This is a genomic window from Aeromonas sp. R2-2 (assembly GCF_040908355.1).
Taxonomy (GTDB): domain Bacteria; phylum Pseudomonadota; class Gammaproteobacteria; order Enterobacterales; family Aeromonadaceae; genus Aeromonas; species Aeromonas veronii.
In genome coordinates this window covers 37,753-64,474 of the sequence record NZ_JBFODQ010000066.1, presented here as the reverse complement: position 1 = coordinate 64,474, position 26,722 = coordinate 37,753, and the positions used below count along the sequence as shown (strand labels likewise).

Sequence of the window (26,722 nt, the reverse complement as noted above, 5' to 3'; positions counted from 1 at the left end):
TGGCTACCAGACACCCTCCCAGCTGCGCATTGAGAGAGACAGAGGCAGAGGCAGAGGCAGAGGCAGAGGCAGAGGCAGAGGCAGAGGCAGAGGCAGAGGCAGAGAATGATTCCATAGTCACAGGCTTATGGGTATTGCTTGATACCCGCGATGGCGCCTCTGTTCACCCCTTAAACCTGATCAGCTGTTCCACGAGCCATAGCAACACTGATGAAATGGCAGGCAAAGCAACCGCCTATCCCCTTAGAGCGCTAATAAAGCATAATCGCATTACAGACGGGGCCTAGGTCAATCCTGGTGAGCCCCTCCCCTTAATCCTCTTCGAATACCCAGTAACAACTGTTGTGGTTGCGATGGAACTGGAGGCGATTCACAGGGGATGATTACTCCCCCTGAATCGCACGCATAAAAAAACCGGCGCCTTGGCGCCGGTTTTTGCTCACTATATCTCGATTACAGAGAAGCAGTGAAGGTACGGGTGATGACGTCTTGCTGTTGCTCTTTGGTCAAAGAGTTGAAGCGAACGGCATAACCGGATACGCGGATGGTCAACTGCGGATATTTCTCCGGGTTTTCCATGGCGTCCAGCAGCATTTCACGGTTCATCACGTTAACGTTCAGGTGCTGACCACCCTCTACGTTGGATTCGTGGTGGAAGTAACCGTCCATCAGGCCAGCCAGGTTGGCTTTCTGGGCTTCCATATCTTTACCCAGTGCGTTCGGAACGATGGAGAAGGTATAGGAGATACCATCTTTAGCGTAAGCGAACGGCAGCTTGGCTACGGAAGTCAGGGAAGCAACAGCACCTTTCTGGTCACGACCGTGCATCGGGTTTGCACCCGGGCCGAACGGAGCACCGGCACGACGGCCATCCGGGGTGTTACCGGTCTTCTTGCCATATACCACGTTGGAGGTAATGGTCAGAACAGACTGGGTAGCAACAGCACCACGGTAGGTGTTCAGCTTCTGAATCTTCTTCATGAAGCGCTCAACCAGGTCACAGGCGATATCATCGACGCGAGCGTCGTTGTTACCGAACTGCGGGTATTCACCGTCGATTTCGAAGTCGATGGCAACGCCATCTTCGTCACGAATCGGCTTGACCTTGGCGTACTTGATGGCAGACAGGGAGTCAGCGGCTACGGACAGACCAGCGATACCACACGCCATGGTGCGATATACGTCACGGTCGTGCAGCGCCATCAGAGAGGCTTCGTAGCTGTACTTGTCGTGCATGTAGTGGATGATGTTCAGCGCAGCAACGTATTGCTTGGCCAGCCAATCCATGAAGTGGTCCAGACGATCCATTACGTCGTTGTAGTCGAGGTACTCGGACTTGACCATCTCGGTTTTCGGACCGACCTGGATCTTGAGCTTCTCGTCCATACCACCGTTGATTGCATACAGCATGGTCTTGGCCAGGTTGGCACGAGCACCGAAGAACTGCATCTGCTTACCAACGATCATCGGGGATACACAGCAAGCGATGGCGTAGTCATCGTTGTTGAAATCCGGACGCATCAGATCGTCGTTCTCGTACTGAACGGAAGAGGTCTCGATGGATACCTTGGCACAGTACTTCTTGAAACCGACCGGCAGCTTCTCGGACCACAGGATGGTCAGGTTCGGCTCAGGGGACGGGCCCATGGTATACAGGGTGTTCAGCATACGGAAGCTGTTCTTGGTGACCAAGGTACGGCCATCAACGCCCATACCAGCCAGGGTCTCGGTCGCCCACATCGGGTCGCCGGAGAACAGTGAATCGTATTCCGGAGTACGCAGGAAGCGAACCATACGCAGCTTCATGACCATGTGGTCCATCAGCTCCTGTGCTTCTTGCTCGGTGATCAGGCCTTTCTGCAGGTCACGCTCGATGTAGATATCCAGGAAGCTGGAGGTACGACCGAAGGACATGGCTGCACCGTTCTGGGACTTGACTGCCGCCAGGTAGGCGAAGTAGGTCCACTGTACGGCTTCTTTGGCGTTCTTGGCCGGTACGGAGATATCGCAACCGTACTTGGCAGCCATCACCTTCATCTGTGCCAGGGCACGGTGCTGCTCGGAGATCTCTTCGCGCAGACGGATGGTGGCTTCCAGGTTGACGCCGTTTTCCAGGTCAGCTTGCAGGGACTTGAACTGGGCCAGTTTGTCGGCCATCAGGAAGTCAACACCGTACAGAGCAACACGACGGTAGTCACCGATGATACGGCCACGGCCGTAGGCATCCGGCAGACCGGTGATAACACCAGACTTACGGCAGTTCAGGATGTCTTTGGTGTAAACGTCAAACACGCCCTGGTTGTGAGTCTTGCGGTACTCGGTGAAGATCTTCTCGACCATAGGGTCCAGTTGACGACCGTACACTTCGCAAGAAGTTTTAACCATCTTGATACCGCCGTTGGCGATGATGGCGCGCTTCAGCGGCTTGTCAGTCTGCAGACCAACGATCTGCTCCAGGCTCTGATCGATATAACCGGCATCGTGTGCGGTAATGGTGGAGGGCAGGTCAGTATCAAAATCAACCGGCGCATGAGTGCGGTTCTCGATTTTGATCCCTTCCATGACCTTGTCCCACAGCTTGGTGGTCGCTTCGGTCGCGCCAGCCAGGAAGGACTCGTCACCTTCATACGGGGTGTAGTTCTTCTGGATGAAGTCACGGGTGTTGACAGAGGTCTGCCATTCACCGGCCGCGAAGCCTTCCCATGCTTTTTGGAACTGTTCGTTAAGTTCTGCCATTTTTCATTACCTCACACGGTATTGATGTAGTATCCCGCAATCATCCTTAATGATGACGACGGAAGATAAACCAGTAAGTCAGACCAACCATCACGCCACCACCGATGATATTGCCGATGGTCACGGGGATGAGGTTGTGTAGGACGAAGTTGGATACGGTCAGGTCAGCAAAGGTTGCCGGATCCTGGCCGATGGCCTGCCAAAATTCCGGACTAGCCACGCTGTGGATAGCGATACCAACCGGAATCATAAACATGTTTGCGATGCTGTGCTCGAAACCTGAGGCAACGAACATAGCAACCGGCAGCAGCATAACCACTACCTTGTCAGTCGCGCTGCGGGCTCCAAAAGCCATCCAGGCAGCAAGACATACCATCAGGTTACAGAGGATACCCAGCGCCACCGCTTCAAAGAAGGTGTGGTGAATTTTGTGTTGGGCCACTTTGAGGGCATTGAGACCCCACTGACCGTCTGCGGCCGTGTACTCGGCAGAAACGATGATCAGCGCCACCATCAGCAGACCGCCAATCAGGTTGCCGAAGTAGACCAGACCCCAGTTCTTGAGCAGCTGAGCCCAGCTGATGCGATTGGCAGCCTTGGCCACCAGCGTCAGGGTGGTGGAGGTGAACAACTCGGCACCGAGCAGCACACAGAGAATAAGTCCGAGAGAGAAGCAGAGACCGCCCACCAACTTGGCCATACCCCAAGGCATGGAGCCGGTTCCGGTCGTCACTGTGATGTAGAAGATAAATGCGATGGCGATGAAAGCGCCTGCAGTAATGGCCAGTGGAATGACCTTGTATGCTGGCTTGGTAGCCTTGGCATAGGTGATGTCTTCAGCCAGTGCAGCGATGGCTTCGGGCTTGAGACAATCGAATGGAGATTCAGCTTTCAATTATTTTCTACCTGAATGTTTTGCCTGTTGAAATCATAACAAAGGGCCAAATAGCCAAAATTGACATTGATCAAGTTTATCAGAGTGCGAATGTAATTTTACTACAAATATTTTAGTGCGATGGCTACGCCACTTTACACCAGGTATCAGCTGAAACAGAAATATCACATTTTTAATGCAATGATTTTAAAGAATTTATTTTCGATCATGGAAATGTGGTATTGGCAAGATATCTTTGCAGATCGCCAGCACATCCCCTGCCCTGTCATCAACCCCCTTAGGGGTATTTTTTGTTTTTTATTTCATCTTTGAATAACAATCCCGTGCCTTGCCGCACGATAAACAGAAGGGGCCACTCGGCCCCTTCCTTTACAGCAACGATCACGCCCAGTGATGGGCTCGCTTGGCCTTCTGCAGCTTCTCGTAAGCCGCCAGCAGCTTCTGGTGCAGCGGGAACTGGGAGAGCGACAGGTCGGCCGCCTCCAGCCCGTGGAAGCGTGCTTCGCCAGTGGCGTTAGCCCATGCCTGTGCCAGCGTCTCTTCGCCATACATGCGAGTGAAGACGGCGCGATACTGTTCCGGATCCCGCTCCTCGTCGAGGAACAACTCGACGCAGGCACGCAGGGCGCGGTAGTAACTGGCACGCTCGGCAGTGAACACTGACTGGTTGAACTCCATGGTCCAATCGATGAGATCGAGAGCAGTCTCCAGCTCACCGGCGGCCAGCGCCAGCATGGCTTTCAGCTCGCCAACGCGCAGGGTGTGCAGCGCGGTACCCTTGGCAGCGGCGATGCCCAGCAGCTCGCGTACACGGGTACGCTCGTCGTGCCCCTCTTCATCCAGTTGATCAAACAACGCCATGTACTGCTCGGCATCCCAATCCAGTGATGGCAGTGCCAGGATCACTTCGCGCAGGTTGGCGCCCATATTGTTGTTGGCCAGCAGCAGATCTTCGGCCGGATAGATGTCGGACATGCCCGGCACCAGGATGCGGCAGGCGTAGACACCCAGATGCTCGTAGTCGGCGATATAGACCGGCTGCTCCAACTCGTGGAAGATGCCGATCAGGTGATCGAACTCCTCCTGCGAGGTGCCACGAAAATCCCAGTCGGCAAACTCGAAGTCCGCATCCTGCTTGAACAGGTCCCAGCTGATAAGGCCCGAGGAGTCGATGAAGTGGGTCTCGAGGTTGTGGTGATCCGCCACCTGCTCGTTGTCGAATGACGGCGGCACAAACACGTCGAGATCCTTGAGACCGCGGCCCTGCAGCAGCTCGGTGACGGTACGCTCGAAGGCCACTTCGAAGCGCGGGTGGGCACCGAAGGAGGCAAAGCAGGTACCGTTGCTCGGGTTGAGCAGCACCACGCAGATGACCGGATAACGGCCACCCAGAGAGGCATCGAAGCTGTAAATGGGGAAGCCTTCCGCTTCGAGCGCCGCGATGGAGGCGGCAATCCCCGGATAACGGGCAATGACCTCGTCCGGGATCAACGGCAGGCTGATGGCCTCGGCGATGATCTTGTTCTTCACGTGGCGCTCGAACACTTCGGAGAGCGCCTGGGTGCGCGCTTCGGTCTTGGTGTTGCCAGCGCTCATGCCGTTGGAGACATAGAGGTTGCCGATGATGTTCATCGGGATGTAGACGGTCTCGTGATCGGACTGACGCTCGAACGGCAGGGCGACGATACCGCGCTCCTCGTTGTTTGACTGCAGATCCACCAGCATGTCGGCGGTCACTTCACCATCCGGGTTGTAAAACTTGCGGGTGAAGCTGTCTAGCAGACCGGCCGGGAACTGGTCACCCTCGATGGGGAACCACTTCTCGTTCGGGTAGTGAACGAAATCGCCGTTGGCGACCTGCTCGCCCAGATAGAAGTCGGCGAAGAAGTAGTTGGTAGAGAGACGCTCGAAATATTCGCCAAGGGCAGACGCGAGGGCCGCCTTCTTGCTGGCCCCCTTGCCGTTGGTAAAGCAGAGGGCGCACTCTTTGTCGCGAATATGCACCGACCAGACGTTCGGCACGGGGTTGAGCCAGGAGGCCTCTTCAATATCAAAGCCCAAGGCTTGCAGCTTGGTCTGGAAGCGTTCGATGGAGTCTTCCAGCGCCGCGTCCTTGCCGGGAATAAAAGTGTGGTCAGTCATCACGATATCCTGATTTTTATTGGCTCATGTTCGGCCGCAGATAATAGCAGGGGTCGGCGGCTTTGGCAGGACAAAAATCAGCAAAGAGGGGTGAGTCGCACAGAGAGAAACCGGCTTGCCCCCTCTCCCCCGCCACAAACAGCGCGGGCCCGGGGATTGCCCGGGCCCGCTGGTTACGCGACGCGATACATCGTCAGAGCTGCTTGCCCTGGCTCGCAATCACCTGGCTGTACCAGTGGAAGCTCGCTTTCTTGATCCGGCGAAGGGAGCCCCCCTGCTCGTCACGCTCCACATAGACGAAGCCGTAACGCTTCTGGTAGCCGTTGAGCCAGCTCAGGATGTCGGTGAACGACCAGGCGCAGTAGCCGAGCAATTCCACCCCATCCTGCATCGCCTCCTGGCACGCCTTGACGTGGCTGCGCAGGTAATCGATGCGGTACGCATCGTTCACCTTGTCGCCCGCCTCCAGCTTGTCGAACTCGCCAAGACCGTTCTCGGTGATCATCAGCGGCAGGCCATAGCGGGAAGAGAGGCGACGCAGCGCGATGCGCATCCCGGTCGGGTCGATGGCCCAGTCCCAGTTGCTGGTCTCAAGGTGCGGATTGGGCGCCGTCTTGTAGAGGCCGGGGATGCCGCTCGATGGCGTAGTACCCTTCTTGCCGGTGGTGTTGATCCGCTGCAGGGTCTGACCGCCCAAGGGGTTATCGGTGTAGGTCAGGGTGTAGTAGTAGTTGACGCCGATGTAGTCGGGCGTCCCCTCGCGCAGCAACTCCATATCGCCCGGCAGGATCTCCGGCGCATCGCCGTTTTCTCGCAAGTAAGCGAGCGCCGCCTGCGGATAGCGGCCAAAGCAGTAGGCATCCAGCCACCAGAGGTTGTTGAACTCCTCCGCGTTTTCATAGGCCAGCATATCTTTCGGGTCGCACGACGCCGGATAGGCAGGGGAGTAGGCAAAGCTCGGGCCGATGAGGCCGTTTGGCACATGCTGGCGAAACGCCTTGATCACCCGGGCGTTGGCCAGAAACGCGATATGGTTGGCGGCAAAGAAGCGCTTGCGATCCTGCACAGCGGGCGGATGGGTGCCGAGCTGATAGGCGTTAGTCAGGTTGTAGTTCTGCTCGTTGAGAGAGACCCAGTACTTCACCTTGCCGGCAAAGCGCTGATAGAGGGTCACGCAGTAGCGCTCGAAGTCGTCGATGATCCGTCGGTCTTCCCAACCGCCGTACTCATCTTGCAGCGCCTGCGGCAGATCCCAGTGATAAAGGGTCAGCACCGGCTCAATCTGGTGGGCCAAGAGGGTGTCGATCAGCTTCTCGTAGAAGGCCAGACCCGCCTCGTTCACCTCCCCCCGACCGGTGGGATAGATGCGCGGCCAGCTCACCGAGAAGCGGTAAGCCTTGAGCCCCATCTCGGCCATCAGCGCCACGTCCTCTTCCATGCGGTGGTAGTGATCCACCGCCACATCGCCGTTGCTCCCCTCAAAGGTCTTGCCCGGCAGCTTGGTGAAGAGATCCCACACCGAAGGCCCCTTGCCATCGGCATTCCAGCCCCCCTCCACCTGATAGGCGGCGGAGGCGGCGCCCCACAGAAAATCGCTCGGGAAGTCGTTGAACTTGTGGTGATGCATCTGGTGTTGCTCCTTCTGCGCTGATGGTGTCAACCATCTCTGATAACTCGGCGCCCCCGTGCCGGGGCATCCGAAATGAATTGGCATAAGCATCCATCACTTCTAAAATTCCGTCCAATGACAAATTTGACCACTCAACATTCCCAACAAGAATGAAAGGAGCCCTGATGGAGCTACGGGATCTGAAAGCCTTCGTCACTCTGGGGGAGGTACTGCACTTCGGCCAGGCGGCGGTACGTCAGCACGTTACCCAGTCGGCCCTGAGCAAACAGATCAGGCGACTGGAGGAGGAGCTGGGCGGTGAACTGTTCGAGCGCAACGCCAGTACCACTCGCCTCACCGGACTGGGCAGGGCGCTGTATGAGGATGCCCGCGCAGTAGTCATCCAGAGCGAGCAGCTCTCGCGCACCGCCCGCGACGTGCTGGCGGGCAATGTCGGCACCCTGCGCATCGGCTTTGGCGTGGCCACCAAAATCCTGGTGCCCGCCGCCATTGCCCGTTTTCGCGCCGAGCGGCCGCAGGTGACCATTGAGCTCAACGATCTCTCTACTCACCACCAACTACTGGCGCTCAGTGAAGGCAAGCTGGATCTCGGTTTTTGCCGCCTGCCCGCCCCCAAGGGGTGGCACGCCCTGCCGGTGGTCGAGGCCCACTTTGTCGCCGTACTGCCCGCCAGCTACCGCGATGTGAGGGAGCTGGCGGATCTGGTGGACAAGCCGCTGGCGATCCTGCGTCGGGACAAGGCGCCGTCCTTTTACGATCACCTGATGAACTATCTGGCCCAGAGCGGGCTGCGCTTTCAGGGGATCCAGTATGTCAACGACTTTGCAGCGGGCGTCGCCACCGCGGCCGCAGAGATCGCCTGGACCCTGGTCCCCTCCTCCACCACCATAGAGCACCCGGATGTGATCACCCTGCCCCTTAGAGACGGGGAAGCCTGCTGGACCATTGGCCTTATCCGTCCGCCCCACAACAAGGGGCCCTTGATCGATGCCTTCTGGGCAACCATCGCCGATATGACGCCAAGATAGACACGCCGTTGGCAAACAGCAGATGGCGGCCGCGCATCAACGATATCGTTCGACGATACGCGCCAACTCGCCGCTTTGTCGCAGCTGTTGCAGGGCACTGTTGAACTCGGTTATCCGGGTATTGAAGCGGGAGTGCTTGCCGATGCAGAGATTGAACGGGGTAGAGTCAAGCTGCAGCGGCACCTCGACCACCAACCCGGAGAGACCCAGCTGGTTGAGTTTGAAGCGTGCCACAAGTGGGTCGGTCACCATCAGGTCCCCCCGCCCCGCCGCCAGCATTTTGAAGACATTATCGACATTGATGGTGTGATGAACGGTGAAGCCCGCCAGGTTCTCCTTGCCCCAGCCGTTACCGAAATAGTCGAGAAAGGTAAGCGATTTGAAGTCGCTCAAGCGGCTGGCTCGCTGAAACTCCGCCATGCGGGGATGGGCGCGCTGGGTAAAAATGGTTAGCACAGTGGTAGTGACCGGCTCTTCCACAATCAGGGTATAGCTGCGCCGCTCCTGAGTGGCGATGGTGACAAAACCATCGGCCTGCGCCATCCGCACCAGTTTTTGCGCCCGTTGCCACGGATAGCCTTCGTGGCGCACCCGCAGCCCCATCTGCACAACCACCCGATCCATCACGTCGATCATCAGCCCGCGCATCCTGCCCTGTTCGTCACGCCACGAATATGGGGCAAAGTCGTCAAAGTAGACCATCTTCAACTCGGCCGCTGGCGCCGCCCATACACTCTGCCACATCAGCAATCCCCACAGGATTGCACTCCCCAGACTGACTCTCATGGCCGCGACTCCATCCACTTCTGCCAACTCTGAGCCTAGTGCAAAGCGGGCTGCGGCAAGGTTCAGGATCCAGTGGAAAAAGTGGCCAACGAAAAAAGAGAGAGGAAGCAGTGGCTTCCCCTCTCTTGTTCGTTTGTCAGCACGCCACCTTACCGATGGCTGTCACGGCTTGCCGGTTACGCCAGCTCGGCCCGCAGCGCCTTGGTGGCATCAACCATCACCTTGAGGGCGGCTTCTGTCTCTTCCCAGCCGCGGGTCTTGAGGCCGCAATCCGGGTTGACCCAGAGCCGCTCGGCCGGGATCTGCTTGGCGGCTTTGCGCAGCAACCCCTCAATCCAGCTCTGGCTCGGCACATTTGGCGAGTGGATGTCGTAGACGCCCGGGCCAATCTCGTTGGGGTAGTTGAAGCGTTCGAACGCTTCGAGCAGCTGCATCTGGCTGCGGCTGGTCTCGATGGTGATCACATCCGCATCCAACGCCGCCACCGCCTCGATGATGAGGTTGAAATCGCTGTAGCACATGTGGGTGTGGATCTGGGTGCTGTCCGCCACCGGGCTCGCGCTCAGACGGAAGGCGCGCACCGCCCAGTCGAGATAAGCCTGATGATCCTGCTTGCGCAGGGGCAAGCCTTCACGGATCGCCGGTTCGTCGATCTGGATGATCTTGATGCCGGCGGCTTCCAGATCTGCCACCTCGTCGCGAATAGCCAGCCCGATTTGCAGGGCCGATTGCTCGCGGCTCACGTCTTCGCGCGGGAAGGACCAGCAGAGGATGGTCACAGGGCCAGTCAGCATCCCCTTCACCGGCTTGTCGGTCAGGCTCTGGGCAAATCGGGTCCATTCGAGCGTCATGGGAGTCGGGCGGTCAATATCGCGGGTGATCACCGGCGGCTTGACGCAGCGTGAGCCATAGCTCTGTACCCAGCCGAAGCGGGTGATGGCAAAGCCATCCAGCAGCTCACCGAAATACTCCACCATGTCGTTGCGCTCGGCCTCACCATGAACCAGCACGTCCAGCCCGATGGCCTCCTGACGCGCGATGGCATCGCGGATCTCGGCCTTAATGCCCGCCTCGTAGGCACTGTCATCGATGCGACCGGCGCGCCAATCCTGCCGCAATACCCGGATCTGGGAGGTCTGCGGGAAGGAGCCTATGGTGGTGGTGGGCAGCAGCGGCAGCTTGAGATCCGAGCGCTGCAGCTCGGCCCTGACCGGATAGGGGCTGTGGCGATCAAAATCGCTGTTGGTGAGGCTGGCGAGCCGTGACTGCACCGCTTTTTTGTGCACCCGGCTGTCGGACTCCCGATCCACGATGGGCTGGCTGTAGGCGGTGATTTTGTCGAGCTCGCCCCCATCCAGATACTCTCTGAGCAGTCCCAGCTCGAAACATTTTTGCAAGGCGAAGGCGAACCAGCTGCGGGTCTGGGGATCCAGCTCCTGCTCCAGGGTCAAATCCACCGGGCTGTGCAGCAATGAGCAGGATGAGGCCACCCAGAGCCGCTCGCCGAGTTTGGCTTTCAGTGCCTTCAGAGTCGGCGCCAGCTTGGCCAGATTGGCGCGCCAGACGTTGCGGCCATTGATCACCCCGGCGGAGATGACCCACTGGGCCGGCAGATGCGGCACCAGGGTTTCCAGCTGCTCGGGGGCGGCCACCAGATCCAGATGCAGGCCATCTACCTTGAGGCTGGTGATAATGTCGCGCTGATGGGCCACCGAACCGAAATAGGTGGTGAGCAGCAGCTTGCAAGGGCCCGCAAGGCGCTCGTAGGCGTTGAGGTAGGCCAGCCGCCACTCGTCCGGCAGGTCCAGCGTCAGCGCCGGCTCATCGATCTGTACCCACTCCACTCCCTGGGCGGCCAACTTGGCCAGGATCTCCTGATAGACGATGAGCAGGCGATCGAGCAGTTCAAGGCGGGAGAAGCCGCTCTCTTTCTCCTTGCCGAGCCACAGATAAGAGACCGGTCCCAGCAGCACCGCCTTGACCGGCAGCCCCAGCGCTTTGGCCTCTTCCACCTCGTCAAACAGCTGGCTCCAGCCCAGCTTGAAGCGCTGATCACGGCTGAACTCCGGCACCAGATAGTGATAGTTGGTGTTGAACCATTTGGTCATCTCGGCGGCGGCCGCCGCCGGGCCGGTCGGCGCACGGCCGCGGGCCACCCGGAACAGGGTGTCGAGATCGGTCTCGCCATGGCGGTGGCGGGCAGGCACCGCATCCACCAGCAGGCTGGTACCGAGCACCTGATCGTACCAGGCAAAGTCGCCCACCGGCAGCAGATTGACCCCGGCGCCGTGCTGGGCCTGCCAGTGGCGCTCACGCAGCGTCTTGCCCACGGCAACGAGTTCGGCCTGAGTGGTCTCACCACGCCAGTAGGATTCGAGGGCAAATTTCAGCTCGCGCTTGGCGCCGATACGGGGGAAGCCCAGGGTGTGTGCTCGTGTCATAGGTTCATTTCCTTATGCTCATTCATCTGATGGGAAACTGGATGATTTAGCCATCCAGATGTTTACACATCCAAAATGACAAGATAAGGTGACGCTGGCTATTGAATCCTCTTCAAGTGGCTCTCAAATAATCCTCAACTGACCGCCAGTCAGGTTCACCGCGAGGATACAGAGGCCGATGTTTACAGATGCAAGAGGTGCCGCAGTCAAGAAGCGCAACAGGGTAAACGCCGACCGCAACCTCAGCGCCAGACGCAATCTCACAAGGAGCCATCTTATGGCAGTGCCAAGCAATACAGGGATAGAGATCAAACACTTGAAAACATTGACCGCGCTGGCCGAGCAGGGCTCACTGGCCGGTGCGGCGCTGACCCTAAACCTCACCCAGTCCGCCCTCTCCCACCAGCTCAAAGAGCTGGAGACCCGCCTCAATCTGGAGCTCTACCTGCGCAAAAGCCGTCCGCTGGTGCTGACCGCAGCCGGCAGCCAGCTGCTCGCCCTCGCCCGTCAGGTATTGCCCGCCCTGACCCAGACCGAGAAGCAGTTGCAGGCCTTGCAGAGCGGCGATGCGGGCAGGCTGCATCTGGCGCTCGATTGCCACAGCTGCATCCAGTGGCTGTTGCCGCTGTTGCCGGAATTTCGCCGCCAGTGGCCTGGGGTGGATCTGGAGGTGGAGTCGGTGCCGGGCTTTGATGCCATCAATGCCCTGCTCGGCGGCCAGCTCGACCTGCTGCTCACCTCGGACGTGCAGGCCCGCGGCGATCTCCACTTCGAGCCGCTGTTTGCCTTCGATCTGACTCTGGTGATGGCGCCGGATCATCCCCTCTGCCACCAGAGCCACATCGAGCCGGGCGATCTGGTGCCGGAGGTGCTGCTGGTCTATCCGGTGGAGCGCAGCCGCATGGATATCTTCAGCCGCTTTTTGCAACCAGCCGGGGTGGAGCCCGCCCGCTGCAAGCCGGTGGACAACACCTCGGTGATGCTGCAGATGGCCGCCGCCGGGCTCGGGGTTGCCGCCTTGCCGCGCTGGGCCAGCGACGAATTTGTCAGACAGGGGATGCTCTGCGCCCGCCCCCTAGGCAGCGGTATTCGTCGCCATATGTACGGCGCGGTGCGGGCCGCCGATCGGGATCAAGCCTGCCTGCAGAGCCTGTTCGAGCGCATTCGCCGCAAGATGGAGGGATAACCCTCCTCAGCGTGGCTGACCGACCTCTGCCAACAGTGCAGGCAACTGCACCTTGATAAAGTCGATGAGGGCCCTGACCGCCGGTGACAGACCGCGCCGCGCGGGATAGAGCATCACCAGCTTGCCATCTTTGGGACGCCACTCGGGCAGCAGTTGTTGCAGCCGCCCATCCGCCAACTCACTCACGCAGGCGTAAAGTGGCAAGCCCACCATCCCGAGCCCCGCCAGCGCCGCCTGTTTGAGGGTTTGCACATTGTCGCTGCGCAGCAGCACATTGACCGCCACCTCCTCACTCTCCCCACTGTCGTGCCGCAGCCGCAACAGATCGGCCTGACGCTCCAGCGAGCTGAAAAGCAGGGCATCCTCTCCCTCCAGCTGGCTAGGGTGCGCCAGCGCATTGTGGCGCGAGAGCCACGCCGGGGTCGCCAGCACGCCCCACTGCACCGTGCAGAGTGGCACCTGCACCAGACTGGAGGGGGCCTGCTCGAAGGCCACCCCGCGGATCACCACATCCAGCCCCTCCTCCAGCAGATCCACCTGCCGGTTGCTGGCTTGCACGGCGAGCCTCACCTTGGGGTATTGCGCCATAAAAGCGGGCAACAAGCGGGCAAGCAGCGCATCGGCCATGGTAATGGGCACGCTGATCCGCACCAGACCGCTCGGCTCCTGCTGCCGTTGCCGCACAGCCGCCTCTCCCGCCTGCGCTTCGGCCAACATCGCCTGACAGTGGCGATAGAGCACCTCACCGGCATCGGTCAGGCTGAGTTGGCGCGAGGTACGTTGCAGCAGCCGGGTATCCAGCCGCTCCTCCAGCAGCCGGATCCGGCGCGAGATCCGCGACTTGGGCACGCCAAGCGCCCGCGCGGCGGCAGTGAATCCCTGTCGCTGCACCACATGGGTGAAGAGATAGAGATCATTCAAATCAAGTTCCAGTGGTGTCATCGAGTAGCCTTGGTCAGGGTGAGGTGCATTCACATCGTTCCACCAATAGAACGATAAGAACCTATTTCACCAGATTGTCGCCATTTTTGCAGCCATCATAATGGCCCTGTCCCCATCAGAAGGTTGCTGCGCGGGCAATCCGCCCCACCAGCAAGGGCCGTTTGACTGTTCCAATATCACAAGGAGTTCACCATGAAACTGCGACAAATCTGCTCTGCCACCCTGCTCGGTCTGGCGACCCTGACCACCACGCTGGCCACCACAGCGACACCGGCCATGGCCGCCGAGGCTGCCAGCCATCCGACTGTATCACCCAACCGCTATCTGGAGATGCTCTCCCGAGACAATGCGGTACTGCTGCTGGTCGACCATCAGGTCGGCTTGCTGAGCGGCGTGCGCGACACCACGGTGGGCGAGCTCAAGCACAACGTGGTGGCGCTGGCCAACGCCGCCCGCGCCCTCGGCGTGCCGGTGATCGTGACCGCGACCATGCCCGATGGCATGTGGGGCCCCACCATGCCTGAACTGACCAGTGCCCTGCCGGATGTGAAGGTGATCAACCGCACCGTCATCAACGCCTGGGACGATCCCGCCGTGCGCGCCGCCATTGAGAAGACCGGCCGCAAACAACTGATCATCGCCGGGGTATCCCTCGAGATCTGCGCCAGCTTCCCGGCCCTCTCTGCCAAGGCTGCCGGCTATGATGCCCGGGTGGTGCTCGATGCCTCCGGCACCTTCAACGAAGCCAAGCGCACCACTGGGCTGCAACGCTTGCTGGGGGCCGGTATCCCGGTCACCGACTACGCCTCCGCCGCGGTCGAGATGCTGCGCAGCAACGTCGACCCCAAGGCGCACGATGTCTACAGCGCCCTCGACATGCCTTTCGCCACTCTGGTGTGGCAGATGCAAGAGGGTGCCAAGAAGTCGTAACTCGCCCCGCCTTCGGTCAGATGACCGAAGGCTTCTTTTGTCTTCAAGAGGTTATATCGATGACCAGACGCCTGACGCTCTCCGCCCCCGTCAAGGGCCAACCGCTGCGCATTGGCAGCGGCTTTGCAGCCAGCCATTTTGGCGAACACTTTTTCAACGGTCTGATAGACCCCGTGGTGATGGTGGATCACTTCCAGATGACCGCCCCCACCTTCGAGCCCCATCCCCACGCCGGGATCTCTGCCGTCACCTATCTGTTCGAGGACTCGACGAGCCCCCACGTCAACTACGACTCCCTCGGCAATCAGGGCCCCATCGAACCGGGGGCGCTCCACTGGCTGGCGGCCGGGCGCGGGGCCGTACATACCGAGCAGCCGGAAGGGGCATCGCCCTATGTCCACGCCCTGCAGATCTTCGTCAACCTGCCTGCCCGTCAAAAGATGATGTCGCCTTTTGCCGTCCACGCAGCCGCTGCCACCATCCCCGAGTTTCATAGCGAAGGGGTGCGAGTACGGGTGGTCGCAGGCCACAGCAACGGGATAACGGCACCACACTCGGCAGAGCTGCCCCAACCCTTTACCCTGCTCGATGGCCATTGCGCGCCCGGCAGCCGCTTCACCCATCTGCTGGCGGCAGGCTGGAATGCCATGATCTATCCCCTGACCGGGTCGCTGACTTTGCAGGCTGAGGGAGAGCGGCACCTCATCCCGGCAGGTCACGGGATGGGTGTCAGCCTCTCTGCCGAGGGCGGCGAGGCGGTGGCTCTGCAGCTTGAGGCCACCGAGCCCTGCCACTTCGTGCTGCTCTCAGGCCAGGCGCTCAATGAAACCCTGGTCAAACATGGCCCCTTCGTCATGAACAGCCACGACGCCATTGCAGATCGGCTGCATGCCTATCAGCGCGGCGAATTTGGTCAGCTCAACGATGAGTGGCTGCGCAACGGCCAATATCGGCCATGAGCACGCTCGCTGGCTACCAGCCACAAAGCACGCGCTGGCCTCTGGTCTTCCTCGCCATTTTTGCCGGTGCCAGCGGCGCCCTCTGCCTTGGCAAAGTGCCCGCCGTACTCGGCATACTGCGCAGCGAGCTGGGGCTGACACTGGTCGAAGCCAGCTATCTCGCCTCAGCTTTCAATACGCTGGCGATCCTCTTCAGCCTCTTTCTCGGCCTGTTGCTGACCCGCTGGAGTGGGCGGCAAACCGGGGTTGTCGGGCTTTTGGTTATCGTCACAGGCGGTGCGTTGGCGCTGCCCGCCACCGGGCTGGCCATGATGCTGCTGTCGCGCATTGTCGAGGGGATTGGCTTTTTGCTGGTCTCGGTGGCCATGCCCGCCTTTATCGTAGCGGTGACCCGGGAGGAGGATAAACGGCTGGCCATAAGCCTGTGGGCAGTCAACCTGCCTCTCGGGGCAGCGGCGGGTATGCTGCTCACCCCCTGGCTCACGGCACAAGGTGGCTGGCGACTGGCCTGGCTGATCCTGATGATCCCGCAACTCTCTGCCCTGCTGCTTCTGCTCGCCAGTCGCTCAGCAGATAAACTGCGGGTCTGGGCATCCCAAAACTCGATCAACTCGGGCCACCCGCTACGCCAACTGACGGTGCTCCGGCAGAAGGCACTCTGGCGCTACGGGTTGGCGTTCACGCTCTACAGCCTGATGCTCTGGGCGCTCTTTGTCTGGCTGCCAACCATGTTGCAAGGCAGCCCCGGGATTGGCCAAAGCCAGATCGCCCTGCTTTCGGCGCTGGCGGTGGTCGCCAATATTCCCGGCAACCTGATGGGGGCATTGCTGCTGCGCCGGGGCGTGGCACGAGATCGGCTCATCAGCTGGGCACTGGGTCTGATGGCGCTGTGCGACATGCTCGCCTTCTGGCCCGGCCTGTCGCCGTGGTGGGCCTATGGATTGTGCCTCGTCCTCTCCCTTTCGGGTGGCATGGCGCCGCCAGCGATCCTCTCGTCTGCGCAGGGAGTGAGTCAGGGGCCGGTGCAACTGGCCATCGTGCAGGGCTTTTTTGTCCAGCTCGCCAACCTCGGTCAGCTGCTGGGGCCTTTGCTGCTGGCGGCCCTGATGACGGACAGCGGCCATTGGGGGAGCGCTCGCTGGCTCTTTCTGGGCGGCTTGCTGCTGGTCGCGCTGCTCTATGCCGCGGGCCACCTGCCGGACTCAAGCATGGCTGCGAAACAGGCTCGATCGCATTCGCGGCAAGATGGAAGATGACGAATAGAGAGGGAAACATCACAGTTATCGCAGGGAATGCTGGCCGGACAAGAGGCTGTTCAGTATGTTAACTGTTTAATCATGCTTAACGGTAGCCACCATGTCTCAAGTCGATCTCAATCTCTTTCGCGTCCTCGATGCGGTGATCCGCTATGGTGGTGTCACCACGGCCGCCGAGATGATGGAGATGACCCCCTCGGCCATCAGCCAGGCCATCAGCCGCCTGACCAGCCTGGTGGGCGAGCCGCTGTTTGTCCGCCAGGGACGCGGCATCACCCCCACGGCGCGAGCGCTCAGTCTGCACCACGAGATCATGGTGCCGCTGCACGACATGGAGCGCAGCCTGCAGCGCACCGATCTCTTTGATCCCCAGACCAGTCGGCGCACCTTTCGCATCGCGGGGGTGCCCGATATCGATATCTTCTTCCTGCCGGAGCTCAACAACCTGCTGCAGACCCAAGCCCCCAACTGTCAGCTGGAGTGGAACACCCAGGTGCAGGACGAAGCCCTGCGCCAGAACAGCCTCTATCTGCACAGCGTGGATCTGGTGCTGGCCACCAAGCCGATGGCGGAGCAGGGGATCGAAAACGAGCAGATCATGTCCCAGGCCCTGCGCATCGCCTGCCGCAAGGATCACCCCAGGATCCGCCAGGCCCCCGACATGGCCACCTTCTTCAACGAAAAGCACGTGGTATTGCAAACCAGGCGGCTCGACAGCTTGCTGCTCAACACCCTGACCAAGGCGCCGCTGCCGCCGCGCCAGATTGCCTACGAGAGCGACTCCCTGCTCACCGCCCTTCATCTGGTGAGTCGTACCGACTGGCTCTGCGTCGCCAGCCAGTGGCACATGGAGAAGCTGGGGCAAGCGCTGGATCTGGCCAGCTATCCCCTCCCCTGGCTCTCGGAGGATTGCCCCGTCTACATGAGTTGGCACAAGAGCTCCGGTCAGGATACCGGGCTTAATTGGCTCAAAGATCAGGTGCGGGCCGTCAGTTCGTTTTAAGTATGCTTAACAGTCAAGCATGCCCATCTCCTCATCCGGGCTATCGATCTTGTCGACAAACCGCCTTATGGATAATCCCCCTTCAGGATAATCGGGCGCCTTTTCTCAACCATTAAGGCGCAGCTCATGACGACATCGTCGTGCCGAAATAGCTGCGCAGCGCCTCCACCACCCGTCGCACCTTCTCCGGGATCTCCCGCTGCGGCGTGATGGCGTGGATCTCCATCGGCTGCACCCGAAAACCGGGCAGCAGTTCGAGCAGACGCCCCTGAGCCAGATCCTCGCCAATTTCTCCCTCCGGTTGCAGCGAGATCCCCTGCCCTGCCAGCGCAAACTGGCGCAGGGGCAACACGTTGTTGCAGAGCACCTTGGCCTTGAACCTCACCCTGTGTTCGCCACCCTTTTCATCCTGCAGCAGCAAACCGTTGCCCAGCATGTCGCCGCAGAGCCAGTCGTGAGTCGCCAGATCGTCGGGCATGCGCGGCGTCCCCTTGCGCGCCAGATAGGCGGGGGCGGCGCAGAGCAGCATCCGGGTCTGGCCCAGCTTGCGGGCCACCAGGGTCGAGTCAGGCAAGGTGCCGACCCGCAGCGCCACGTCGATCCGCTCGGCAATGAGATCCCGTTTCTCGTCGTCGGCGATGATCTGGATGGTGAGGCCGGGGTGGGCCTGCAGCAGCGGTGAGAGGGCCAGCGCCAGCGGCTGGCCCGCCATCCCCACCGGGGCGGTGATCCGCACTTCCCCGAGCAGGGCGTCGCGCACCTCCGAGAGGCGCAGCTCGGTTTCGCTCAGAGTCTGCTGCAACGCCCGACACCCTTGCCACACCACCTCTCCCGCCTCGGTCAGACTGAGACGACGGGTGGAGCGATGGAGCAGGGGCAGTCCGAGCAGGCTTTCGAGCTGACTGATATGCTGACTGACGGCGGAGGGGGTCATGCCAAGGGATTTGGCCGCCCCCGTCATGCTGCCCGCTTCCACCACGGCGGCGAAGATGGCGTAACGTCTGAGCTGTTCCATTATTAAATCCAGCTTATAAGTGAATGCATTTTTGAGGTGATTATTAAATCATAAATGGCGGCGTAGGATAGCCCCATTCCAACAGTGAAGGAGAGTTCCCCATGAAGATTGCCCTGATCGGTGCCAGTGGTTTTGTCGGTTCAGCCATCCTGAACGAGGCCATCAGCCGCGGCCATCACGTCACCGCCATCGTCCGCGATGTCAGCAAGGTGGCCGCCCATCCGCAGGTCACCGCCGTGGCGGTGGATGCCCAAAACCCGCAGGCATTGGCCGAGGTGCTCAAGGGGCACGATCGGGTGATCAGCGCCTACAACCCGGGCTGGACCACACCGGATATCTACGACCAGTACCTCAAGGGCGCCAACGCGATCGTCGCAGCAGCCAAAGCGGCCAACAGCTGGCTGCTGGTAGTAGGTGGCGCCGGCAGTCTGGAGGTTGCCCCCGGCGTGCAACTGGTGGATACCCCTGAGTTTCCGGCCGAGTGGAAACAGGGGGCGCTGGCGGCCCGCGACGGTCTCACCGCCCTGCGTCGTGAAACCACCCTCGACTGGCGCTTTGTCTCTCCCCCGGTGTTCCTCGAACCGGGCGAGAAGCGCGGCGGCTATCGGATTGGTGGCGATCAGGTGCTCTTTAGTGGCGAACAGCCTACCGGGATCACCGCCGGTGATCTGGCCGACGGTGTGCTGAACGAGGTGGAAAAACCGGCTCACCAGCGCCAGCGCTTTACCCTGGGTTACTGAGAGCCAGCAATCGGTTAAGGCCAGAATGCGCAGTCACTCACCTACGCTTCCGGTCAGGTGAACACCCGCTCAACCAGAAGGGAGGCATCCGCCTCCCTTCTGTTTTGGCCATTTTCTGTTTTGGTCATTTTTGCTGCTGGCAGCTTGCCTCTGGTTATCACTCTCCCCCTCATCGTTGCCCCTTTACCCCACAATGGCTGCGCAAAAAACCTTCAGCCCATCAGGCACCGAATTCCATTTCGAATTTTGTATATAACTAAGAATAATTTGTTGTTTCCGTCTTATAACACCGAACAGTAGCATCCCCTTTATCCCAGATGGCGCCACACCGCAGCGCACACCGCCACACTGTCGCGCCATCCCGTTTGCCGCTCATCAGACCTGCCCGCACCAGAGGCAGCAGAAGAGATGGCGCCAGAGATAACGAAAGAGTGAGGAGGTGCACATGGAACATTCACCACTGCCGATCATCGATCTGGCTGCCCTCAACGGGGCACCCGAGGTGCGTAGCCCTATGTTGGCCAGGCTGGCCGCGGCCGCCCGCGATGTGGGCTTTTTCTATCTGGTCGGCCACGGCTTGAGCAAGGTTGAGATGCTAGAGACTCTGGCGCTGGCAGAGCGCTTCTTTGCTCTGCCGGAGCAGGAGAAGCTGGCGGTGCAGATGGTCAACAGCCCCCACTTTCGCGGCTACAACCGGGTCGGTGCCGAGCTGACCCGCCAGCGACCGGATCTGCGGGAGCAGTTCGATATCATGAATGAGGCGCAAGCCCTGCCTGCGGCCCTGATCCGTGAACCCTGGCAGCGGCTGATCGGCCCCAACCAGTGGCCGACTACTCTGCCAGAGATGAAAGCCCATCTGCTGGCGTGGCAAGATCGGCTGAGCGATATCACCCTCACCCTGCTGGCCGCTTTTGCCGAGGTGCTGGAGCAACCGGCCAACGTGTTTGACGACAGCATCCGCGGCGCCCCCTACCAGCACATGAAGCTGATTCACTACCCGGGGCAAGAGGCGGGCGGCAGCAGTCAGGGGGTCGGCGCCCACAAGGATCCCGGCTACCTGACGCTGGTGATGCAGGACAATAATTCGGGGCTTGAGGTCGAGACGGCCAACGGCTGGATCTCCGCGCCCCCCCTGCCGGGTGCGCTGGTGGTCAATATCGGCGAGCTGCTTGAGCTGGCCTCCAACGGCTATCTCAAGGCGACCCTGCATCGGGTGGTGAGCCCGCCGCCCGGCGTATCGCGCCTCTCCTGCGCCTTCTTTATGGCGGCGCGGCTCGATGCCACCGTGCCACTGCTCAGCCTCTCCCCCGAGCTGGCAGCACAGGCGCAAGGGCCGGAGAGTGACCCGACCAATCCGCTCTTCTATCAGGTGGGGGAGAACGTGCTGAAAGGGCGGCTGCGCTCCCACCCGGATGTGGCGGCGCGGCACTATGGGCCGGTGGAACCAACTCGCCTCCCGCGCACTGAAAGCGAAGCGATAACGGCCTAAGCAGCGTAAAGATCCCTAGGCGGGTATATGCATAAGCCACAAGCCGCATGCACATACCCGCGCTGACAAAAACAACAAGCAACGAACAACAAAACAAGTCATGGCCAGAGCCTGGTCATCACGGAGCAACACGATGAAATTCAAGACCATGAGCGTACACAGCGGCCAGCGGATCGACCCACAGACCGGCGCCCTCACCACCCCGCTCTACCAGAGCAGCACCTTCAGCTACTTCAACGCCCAGGCGGGCAAGGAGCGCTTTGCAGGTCAGGCCCCCGGCTTTATCTACAGCCGCTTTGGCAACCCCACCACCGCCGAGCTGGAGCAGAAGCTGGCGGCGCTTGAAGGTGCCGATGAAGCGCTGGTGGTGGCGAGCGGCATGGCAGCGGTGAGCGCCATCATGTATGCCCTGGCCGACAGCGGCGATGAGGTGGCCTATATCGGCCCGCTCTACGGCGGCACCGATGCCTTCCTCAAGCAAACCTTCAGCCGCGCCGGCATAAAAGTCACCGCCTACGAGAGCGATCGGGATCTGCTGGCCAACATCCGCCCCGCCACCAAGGTGGTACTGTTCGAAACCCTGACCAACCCCACCCTCAAGGTGGTGGATCCGCGGTTGGTGGTGGAAGCAGCCCGCAAAGTGGGCGCCATCACAGTGTGTGACAACACCTTCCTCACCCCTTACCTGCTGCGTCCGCTGGAACTCGGGGTCGATGTAGTGATGCACAGCGGCACCAAATATCTGGGCGGCCACGGCGACATCATCGCTGGGGTGGTAGCGGGATCTCACGCCCTGATGAAGCCGATCCGCACCGTGGCCCTCAAACATATCGGTTCTCCCATTGGCCCGCAGGAGGCCTACCTGCTGCAGCGTGGGGTCAAGACCCTGCCGCTACGGATGGATGCCCACCTGCACAATGCCCAGAAAGTGGCCGAGTTTCTGGCAGCCCACCCGGCAGTGAAGAAGGTGATCTACCCGGGGCTTGCCAACCATCCGGGCCACGATGCCCTCGGCGCCTTCGCCAGCGGCTTTGGCGGCATGGTGAGCATCGAACTGGAAGGCGGGTTTGAGCGCTGCGCTACCCTGCTCGACAACCTGCAGCTATTCGTGCAGGCGGTGAGTCTGGGGGATCTCGAGAGTCTCGCCTGCCATCCGGCCAGTACCACTCACGCCGCCATGGACGAGGCGAGCCGCCTCGCCGCCGGGGTCAATGACGACCTCATTCGATTCAGCATCGGGGTGGAAGACGCCGACGATCTGATTGCCGATCTGGCCGCCGCGCTGGCGCAGATCTAACCGGGAGCTCGTTTCTCACTTGCCCGCCAAATGGCGGCGAGTGATAACCCCCAAAAACAACAACGGCCCATCAAGGGCCGTTGTTGTTTGTCGCGATGTGGAAAATGGGGGATTTACTCCTCCCACACCACCACTTGCGATGAGGGCCAGCGATCCCCGACCTGGGCGTACTTTTGCTCCAGCAGGTGACGCTTGATCTTCATGGTGGGGGTCAGCACGCCGTTCTCGATATTCCAGGGGGTTTTCACTACCAGAATGCCGCGGATCTTGGCGTGGGATTCCAGCTGATCGTTGACCCGAACCCGCGCCGCTTCCAGTCTGGCGTTGACCTCCTCCCGATTGCCCCTCATGGCACTCTCGGCCAGCTGCACCAGCGCAATGGGCTGGGGCATGCCGTAACCAATCACGCAGAGCTGTTCGATGATGGGCTCCTGCCCCAGCAGTCCCTCGATGGGCACCGGCGCCACATACTTGCCCTTGGCGGTCTTGAACACATCCTTCATCCGGCCGGTGATGGTGAGATAACCCTCCTTGTCCAGCTTGCCCATGTCGCCAGTGTGCAGCCACCCCTCGGCATCGATGGCCTCGGCGCTGTGCTCGGGATCCTTGTAGTAACCCAGCATCATCCCTTCGCAGCGGCAGAGGATCTCCCCCTCGTCGGAGATCTTGATGGTCACCCCGATCCCCGCCTTGCCGACGGTGCCGATCTTGTCGGCGCGGAATGGGTAGTTGATGGTGGAGTAGGCGTGGTTCTCGGTCATGCCCCAGGCTTCCGTCACCTTGAGGCCAATGCTCAGATACCACTCAAGCAGCGCAGGGGAGACAGGCGCGGAGCCGCAGCCGAGTACCCGGGCCTGATCCAGTCCCAACCCCTTTTGCAGCTTGCGTTTGATAAGGCCGGAGATAAGCGGGATCTTGAGCAGCAACGCCAGTTTGTTCTGGGGCAGCTTCTCGTGGATCTTGATGCGGAACATGGCCCACAGCCGCGGCACCGAGATAAAGACGGTGGGACGGCAGCGTTTGACATCTTCGATAAAGGTGTCGAGGGATTCGGGGAACGCGATGGTAGCGCCGCCATAGAGACTGCCGCCATAGATGTAGACCCGCTCGGTAATATGGGCCAGCGGCAGGTAGGAGAAGCCCCGATCGGCCTGGCTCAGGCTCACCGTCTCCACCAGCTTCTCGCACGACCAGGCGTAGCGCTCGACGCTCAGCATGGCCCCTTTCGGCTTGCCGGTACTGCCAGAGGTGTAGACCAGACTCAGCAGGGAGTCAGGGGCCTGCACCGGGCTGTCAGGGATCGGCTCGTGCGCCTCCAGCAGGTCATCCCACTGGTGGCTGGCCGGCATGGTGTCATAGGGGAAGGCGATGCGCAGCAGATCGTCGGGTACGCCCGCCTCCTGACTCTTCCAGTCATCCAACTTGCCGACGAAGATCGCTTTGGCCTCGCTATGGCGCAGCACATATTCGATGGTGTCGACGTTGGCGGTCGGGTAGATGGGCACGCTCACATACTGCCCCATCTGCATCGCCAGATCGGCGATAAACCACTGGGCACAGTTCTTGGAGAGCAGCGCCACCTTGTCACCGGCCACCAGACCGAGGTGACGCAAGGCCGTAACCATCCGCCGCGCTTCATCGGCCACTTCACCCCAGGTGAAATCGACATATTCGCGGTTGATGGTTTGACGCAGGTAGGTTCGATCAGGACACTGCCGCTCCCACTGATAGAGCATCTCGAGCGGCAGTTTATTGGCAATGCGTGAGGAAGAGGCCATAGTTTAATCCCTGAAACAAAAGGCGAAACTTATTATTAACCTTTCACTAACTTCAGGGGAAGGATAAACTCAAACTTCAGTTTGAATTGTGTATCCGATCAAGCTTCTGCGTCTTGTTGCAAACGACTCCACATCGCCTGCACCAGTTTTTCATCCTCTTCAGATAGCTCACCTTGCAAGATCGCCTCGTTGAGGCTGCGCAGCACATAGCTCTTGACGTCCCGCACCAGGGTCTTGCCTTCCAGCTCGGCCCGGGCAACGGCCAATGAGATATGACCTCGCAGGTAACCCCCCGCAAACAGCTCATCATCGGTCGCGGTGGCAACCATGCTGTCGATCAGTCCCAACAACTTGTGCTCAAAATCGTGAATCGTCATGTAACGCAGCCTCATTTGCGGCAAAAAATTCGGGAGTATGGAACCGCAATCCGGTTGATTGCAGCTCTCTGGCGCCAGGCCAGCAGCGTCCTTGGCGTCCTATTCCGGGTTGGCCACCGGGTAGATGACCTGATCCTTGTATCCCGTGGTTATTCGCAGATAACCACGCAACGCCCGGTTTAATTCGGGATCATCGGTATCCACCAGCAGCGGCCTGCCCGCAAGGGCGGCAAGCTTGGCTTTGGTTGCCAGCACCTGGATATTCTCCAGCCCGACACACCGAATCACCTCTGGACTCAATTGCTGATTTCCGCGCCCGAACAGATGTCCCTGTCCGCCTATCAGGGTCATGATCAGTCGGCAGCGACGGCCGCGGATCCGGGTCAGGATCTCGGCGGCGCTGAGATCCTGCCCGATAAGTCGGCCATTTTCCACCAGATCCACACCGAGCAAAGTATTTTCCAGACCGAGCTCTGCCATACAGGCTGCCACCGTGCTGCCGGAGCCCATCAGATAGAGGGTATCGGGCTCCATCTGCTCCACCACACCGGCGGCGAGATCCGCCAACACCAGCTCTTCGGACTCCTTGCCCCCCTGTTTTACCGCCTGTACGTAACGCAGATCGCCGGGCACCTTCAGCTGGCCGTAGTGGCGGGCCCGCACCTTGCCCGTGCGAAACGCCTCCTCGTCGATGTCGCGCACCTCGGCATCGATCAGGCTGAGCAGTTCCCCTGCGATCATCCGCGCCACCACCCGCCCGCTGGCAGCGGGCGTCACCCCGTAGACGCCGGAGTGGATCTTGCACCCCGCGGGAATGCCGAGCACATGGCAGGACTCCCCCACCGCGGCGCAGATATCCCGCGCCGTGCCATCACCACCGGCAAACAGCAGCAGATCGACCCCGGCTTCGCGCATCAGCCCGGCGGCGTGGCGGGTATCATCGGCCGAGGTGCTATCCCCGACCGGTTGATAGATGACCCGACAGGGCAACCCCAGCTCGCGGGCCACCGCCTCCCCCATCTCTCCCGCCACCGTCAGCAGTTCAAACGGGACGCTCAGCTCGCACAGTGGCAACAGAGCTTGCCGCGCCCGCTCCTGCGCTTTGGGCACCGCGCCTCGGGCCAGCGCCTCGGCAACCACACCGTCACTGCCCTTGAGCCCCACTGCACCGCCAATCCCGGCGACCGGATTAATAATGAACCCTAATCGAAACATGCCTGCCTCCCTTGCGATGGCCACCATTTTTATCTTTTCCCCCCTCTGGGACAAGCAGTGGCGCCCCTGCTAGAATGCGCTGCTTCAATTTTCCAACCAATTTTCAACCAAGGTTCAATCATGCTGGAATGGGTTCTTGATCCCTCTGCCTGGGTCGCACTCGCCACCCTTACCCTGCTCGAGATCGTGCTGGGCATCGACAACATCATCTTTATCTCCATCCTGGTCGGTCGCCTGCCGGAGGCGCAGCGTCAAAAAGCGCGTATTCTGGGTCTGGGGCTCGCCATGGGTACCCGGATCCTGCTGCTGCTCTCGCTGGCCTGGGTGATGCGCCTCACCGATCCGCTCTTCACCGTGCTGGGTGAAGCCATCTCCGGCCGCGACCTGATCCTGCTGCTGGGGGGCCTGTTCCTCATCGGCAAGAGTGCTCACGAGATCCACGTCACCCTGGAAGGGGCGGCCGAGCCGGAGAGCGTCAGCAAAGCGGCCTCGGGCTTTATCAGCACCCTGATCCAGATCGCCATCCTCGATATCGTGTTCAGCCTCGACTCGGTGATCACCGCAGTCGGTATGGCCGATCACGTGCCGGTGATGGTGCTGGCCATCATGATCGCCGTCTTTATCATGATGTTTGCCGCCAAATCCATCGGTGATTTCGTCGACAGCCACCCCACCATCAAGATGCTGGCCCTCTCCTTCCTCACCTTGGTCGGTTTCGCCCTGATGGCCGAGGGGATGGACCTGCATATTCCGAAGGGCTACATCTACTTCGCCATGGCCTTCTCGCTGGTGGTGGAGATGATCAACATCCGACTGCGCAGCCATCACGACAATAACGGGCAAAATAGCGCGCAGTAACCCTATGCCCTCGCGACCC

At 60.5% G+C, this 26,722-nt stretch carries 21 protein-coding genes; 10 read left to right on the top strand and 11 right to left on the bottom strand.

Features of this window, described 5'->3' with window-relative positions; all coding sequences use genetic code 11:
- Positions 1-453 precede the first annotated feature (453 nt).
- The 4 genes from pflB to AB5Z09_RS13480 form a co-directional block, all read right to left on the bottom strand.
- Positions 454-2,736, bottom strand: a complete 2,283-nt coding sequence (pflB, locus tag AB5Z09_RS13495) for a formate C-acetyltransferase (RefSeq protein ID WP_058056933.1) — start codon at positions 2,734-2,736, stop codon at positions 454-456.
- Between the two features lie 46 nt (positions 2,737-2,782).
- A complete protein-coding gene (gene focA / locus AB5Z09_RS13490) occupies positions 2,783-3,631 on the bottom strand; it encodes a formate transporter FocA (protein ID WP_005333620.1) in 849 nt (282 codons plus the stop codon).
- A gap of 381 nt (positions 3,632-4,012) precedes the next feature.
- Positions 4,013-5,773, bottom strand: a complete 1,761-nt coding sequence (gene ycaO / locus AB5Z09_RS13485; protein WP_005352574.1) for a 30S ribosomal protein S12 methylthiotransferase accessory factor YcaO — start codon at positions 5,771-5,773, stop codon at positions 4,013-4,015.
- A gap of 193 nt (positions 5,774-5,966) precedes the next feature.
- Positions 5,967-7,400 (bottom strand): glycoside hydrolase family 1 protein, encoded by a 1,434-nt coding sequence (locus tag AB5Z09_RS13480; protein WP_368195489.1) that lies wholly within the window; start codon positions 7,398-7,400, stop codon positions 5,967-5,969.
- Positions 7,401-7,567: 167 nt separating this feature from the next.
- On the opposite strand from AB5Z09_RS13480, the gene AB5Z09_RS13475 reads away from it, so the two are divergent.
- Positions 7,568-8,431, top strand: a complete 864-nt coding sequence (locus AB5Z09_RS13475; RefSeq protein WP_368195488.1) for a LysR substrate-binding domain-containing protein — start codon at positions 7,568-7,570, stop codon at positions 8,429-8,431.
- 36 nt (positions 8,432-8,467) lie between these two features.
- Here AB5Z09_RS13475 and AB5Z09_RS13470 read toward each other — a convergent pair whose 3' ends face one another.
- Both AB5Z09_RS13470 and metE read right to left on the bottom strand, forming a co-directional pair.
- Positions 8,468-9,217, bottom strand: a complete 750-nt coding sequence (locus AB5Z09_RS13470) for a substrate-binding periplasmic protein (RefSeq protein ID WP_368195487.1) — start codon at positions 9,215-9,217, stop codon at positions 8,468-8,470.
- Positions 9,218-9,393: 176 nt separating this feature from the next.
- Positions 9,394-11,658 (bottom strand): 5-methyltetrahydropteroyltriglutamate--homocysteine S-methyltransferase, encoded by a 2,265-nt coding sequence (metE, locus tag AB5Z09_RS13465; protein WP_201913719.1) that lies wholly within the window; start codon positions 11,656-11,658, stop codon positions 9,394-9,396.
- Positions 11,659-11,935: 277 nt separating this feature from the next.
- On the opposite strand from metE, the gene AB5Z09_RS13460 reads away from it, so the two are divergent.
- Positions 11,936-12,844 carry a LysR substrate-binding domain-containing protein gene (locus tag AB5Z09_RS13460; protein ID WP_368195486.1) on the top strand — a complete coding sequence of 303 codons (909 nt, stop codon included), beginning with the start codon at positions 11,936-11,938 and terminating at the stop codon, positions 12,842-12,844.
- Between the two features lie 6 nt (positions 12,845-12,850).
- Here AB5Z09_RS13460 and AB5Z09_RS13455 read toward each other — a convergent pair whose 3' ends face one another.
- Complete coding sequence (locus AB5Z09_RS13455; RefSeq protein ID WP_368195485.1) at positions 12,851-13,786, bottom strand: LysR substrate-binding domain-containing protein; 936 nt, start codon at positions 13,784-13,786, stop codon at positions 12,851-12,853.
- Between the two features lie 192 nt (positions 13,787-13,978).
- Between AB5Z09_RS13455 and AB5Z09_RS13450 the strand changes: the two genes are divergently transcribed.
- From AB5Z09_RS13450 to AB5Z09_RS13435, 4 genes are all read left to right on the top strand, one after another.
- Positions 13,979-14,716, top strand: a complete 738-nt coding sequence (locus AB5Z09_RS13450; protein WP_005333630.1) for an isochorismatase family protein — start codon at positions 13,979-13,981, stop codon at positions 14,714-14,716.
- Between the two features lie 59 nt (positions 14,717-14,775).
- Positions 14,776-15,675 carry a pirin family protein gene (locus AB5Z09_RS13445; protein WP_120414104.1) on the top strand — a complete coding sequence of 300 codons (900 nt, stop codon included), beginning with the start codon at positions 14,776-14,778 and terminating at the stop codon, positions 15,673-15,675.
- Positions 15,672-16,931, top strand: a complete 1,260-nt coding sequence (locus tag AB5Z09_RS13440) for a CynX/NimT family MFS transporter (protein WP_368195484.1) — start codon at positions 15,672-15,674, stop codon at positions 16,929-16,931. The genes AB5Z09_RS13445 and AB5Z09_RS13440 overlap by 4 nt, the downstream gene beginning before the upstream one ends.
- Before the next feature lie 100 nt (positions 16,932-17,031).
- Positions 17,032-17,934, top strand: a complete 903-nt coding sequence (locus AB5Z09_RS13435) for a LysR family transcriptional regulator (protein WP_013723653.1) — start codon at positions 17,032-17,034, stop codon at positions 17,932-17,934.
- Positions 17,935-18,058: 124 nt separating this feature from the next.
- On the opposite strand, the gene AB5Z09_RS13430 is transcribed toward AB5Z09_RS13435, so the two are convergent.
- Positions 18,059-18,949 carry a LysR family transcriptional regulator gene (locus AB5Z09_RS13430; RefSeq protein WP_042052878.1) on the bottom strand — a complete coding sequence of 297 codons (891 nt, stop codon included), beginning with the start codon at positions 18,947-18,949 and terminating at the stop codon, positions 18,059-18,061.
- Between the two features lie 101 nt (positions 18,950-19,050).
- Between AB5Z09_RS13430 and AB5Z09_RS13425 the strand changes: the two genes are divergently transcribed.
- The 3 genes from AB5Z09_RS13425 to AB5Z09_RS13415 all read left to right on the top strand — a co-directional run bounded on the left by AB5Z09_RS13425 (position 19,051) and on the right by AB5Z09_RS13415 (position 22,475).
- On the top strand, positions 19,051-19,689 hold the full coding sequence (locus tag AB5Z09_RS13425; protein WP_120414102.1) for an NAD(P)-dependent oxidoreductase: 639 nt from the start codon (positions 19,051-19,053) through the stop codon (positions 19,687-19,689).
- A gap of 445 nt (positions 19,690-20,134) precedes the next feature.
- Positions 20,135-21,178 (top strand): isopenicillin N synthase family oxygenase, encoded by a 1,044-nt coding sequence (locus AB5Z09_RS13420; protein ID WP_120414101.1) that lies wholly within the window; start codon positions 20,135-20,137, stop codon positions 21,176-21,178.
- Between the two features lie 133 nt (positions 21,179-21,311).
- Positions 21,312-22,475, top strand: a complete 1,164-nt coding sequence (locus tag AB5Z09_RS13415; RefSeq protein ID WP_100645691.1) for a PLP-dependent aspartate aminotransferase family protein — start codon at positions 21,312-21,314, stop codon at positions 22,473-22,475.
- A 113-nt stretch (positions 22,476-22,588) separates the two neighbouring features.
- Here the strand turns inward: AB5Z09_RS13415 and AB5Z09_RS13410 are convergent, their stop codons facing one another.
- The 3 genes from AB5Z09_RS13410 to AB5Z09_RS13400 all read right to left on the bottom strand — a co-directional run bounded on the left by AB5Z09_RS13410 (position 22,589) and on the right by AB5Z09_RS13400 (position 25,845).
- Positions 22,589-24,253, bottom strand: coding sequence for an AMP-binding protein (locus tag AB5Z09_RS13410; RefSeq protein WP_199427426.1), 1,665 nt, complete (start codon positions 24,251-24,253; stop codon positions 22,589-22,591).
- A gap of 98 nt (positions 24,254-24,351) precedes the next feature.
- Positions 24,352-24,630, bottom strand: coding sequence for a YfcL family protein (locus AB5Z09_RS13405; RefSeq protein WP_005333639.1), 279 nt, complete (start codon positions 24,628-24,630; stop codon positions 24,352-24,354).
- Positions 24,631-24,729: 99 nt separating this feature from the next.
- Positions 24,730-25,845, bottom strand: coding sequence for an ATP-NAD kinase family protein (locus AB5Z09_RS13400; RefSeq protein WP_368195483.1), 1,116 nt, complete (start codon positions 25,843-25,845; stop codon positions 24,730-24,732).
- A 120-nt stretch (positions 25,846-25,965) separates the two neighbouring features.
- Here AB5Z09_RS13400 and AB5Z09_RS13395 point away from each other — a divergent pair, with 120 nt between their 5' ends.
- The gene (locus tag AB5Z09_RS13395; RefSeq protein ID WP_005333641.1) at positions 25,966-26,703 is read left to right on the top strand and encodes a TerC family protein; all 738 of its coding nucleotides are present in this window, start codon (positions 25,966-25,968) and stop codon (positions 26,701-26,703) included.
- The last annotated feature ends 19 nt before the right edge of the window (positions 26,704-26,722 follow it).

Coding starts and splice junctions, on each gene's coding strand:
- AB5Z09_RS13435 (WP_013723653.1), top strand. CDS start 17,032: ATGTCTCAAGTCGATCTCAATCTCTTTCGCGTCCTCGATGCGGTGATC.
- AB5Z09_RS13430 (WP_042052878.1), bottom strand. CDS start 18,949: ATGGAACAGCTCAGACGTTACGCCATCTTCGCCGCCGTGGTGGAAGCG.
- AB5Z09_RS13460 (WP_368195486.1), top strand. CDS start 11,936: ATGGCAGTGCCAAGCAATACAGGGATAGAGATCAAACACTTGAAAACA.
- AB5Z09_RS13410 (WP_199427426.1), bottom strand. CDS start 24,253: ATGGCCTCTTCCTCACGCATTGCCAATAAACTGCCGCTCGAGATGCTC.
- AB5Z09_RS13475 (WP_368195488.1), top strand. CDS start 7,568: ATGGAGCTACGGGATCTGAAAGCCTTCGTCACTCTGGGGGAGGTACTG.
- AB5Z09_RS13400 (WP_368195483.1), bottom strand. CDS start 25,845: ATGTTTCGATTAGGGTTCATTATTAATCCGGTCGCCGGGATTGGCGGT.
- AB5Z09_RS13445 (WP_120414104.1), top strand. CDS start 14,776: ATGACCAGACGCCTGACGCTCTCCGCCCCCGTCAAGGGCCAACCGCTG.
- AB5Z09_RS13395 (WP_005333641.1), top strand. CDS start 25,966: ATGCTGGAATGGGTTCTTGATCCCTCTGCCTGGGTCGCACTCGCCACC.
- AB5Z09_RS13480 (WP_368195489.1), bottom strand. CDS start 7,400: ATGCATCACCACAAGTTCAACGACTTCCCGAGCGATTTTCTGTGGGGC.
- AB5Z09_RS13415 (WP_100645691.1), top strand. CDS start 21,312: ATGAAATTCAAGACCATGAGCGTACACAGCGGCCAGCGGATCGACCCA.
- pflB (WP_058056933.1), bottom strand. CDS start 2,736: ATGGCAGAACTTAACGAACAGTTCCAAAAAGCATGGGAAGGCTTCGCG.
- AB5Z09_RS13440 (WP_368195484.1), top strand. CDS start 15,672: ATGAGCACGCTCGCTGGCTACCAGCCACAAAGCACGCGCTGGCCTCTG.
- AB5Z09_RS13470 (WP_368195487.1), bottom strand. CDS start 9,217: ATGAGAGTCAGTCTGGGGAGTGCAATCCTGTGGGGATTGCTGATGTGG.
- AB5Z09_RS13420 (WP_120414101.1), top strand. CDS start 20,135: ATGGAACATTCACCACTGCCGATCATCGATCTGGCTGCCCTCAACGGG.
- AB5Z09_RS13405 (WP_005333639.1), bottom strand. CDS start 24,630: ATGACGATTCACGATTTTGAGCACAAGTTGTTGGGACTGATCGACAGC.
- AB5Z09_RS13450 (WP_005333630.1), top strand. CDS start 13,979: ATGAAACTGCGACAAATCTGCTCTGCCACCCTGCTCGGTCTGGCGACC.
- metE (WP_201913719.1), bottom strand. CDS start 11,658: ATGACACGAGCACACACCCTGGGCTTCCCCCGTATCGGCGCCAAGCGC.
- ycaO (WP_005352574.1), bottom strand. CDS start 5,773: ATGACTGACCACACTTTTATTCCCGGCAAGGACGCGGCGCTGGAAGAC.
- AB5Z09_RS13425 (WP_120414102.1), top strand. CDS start 19,051: ATGAAGATTGCCCTGATCGGTGCCAGTGGTTTTGTCGGTTCAGCCATC.
- AB5Z09_RS13455 (WP_368195485.1), bottom strand. CDS start 13,786: ATGACACCACTGGAACTTGATTTGAATGATCTCTATCTCTTCACCCAT.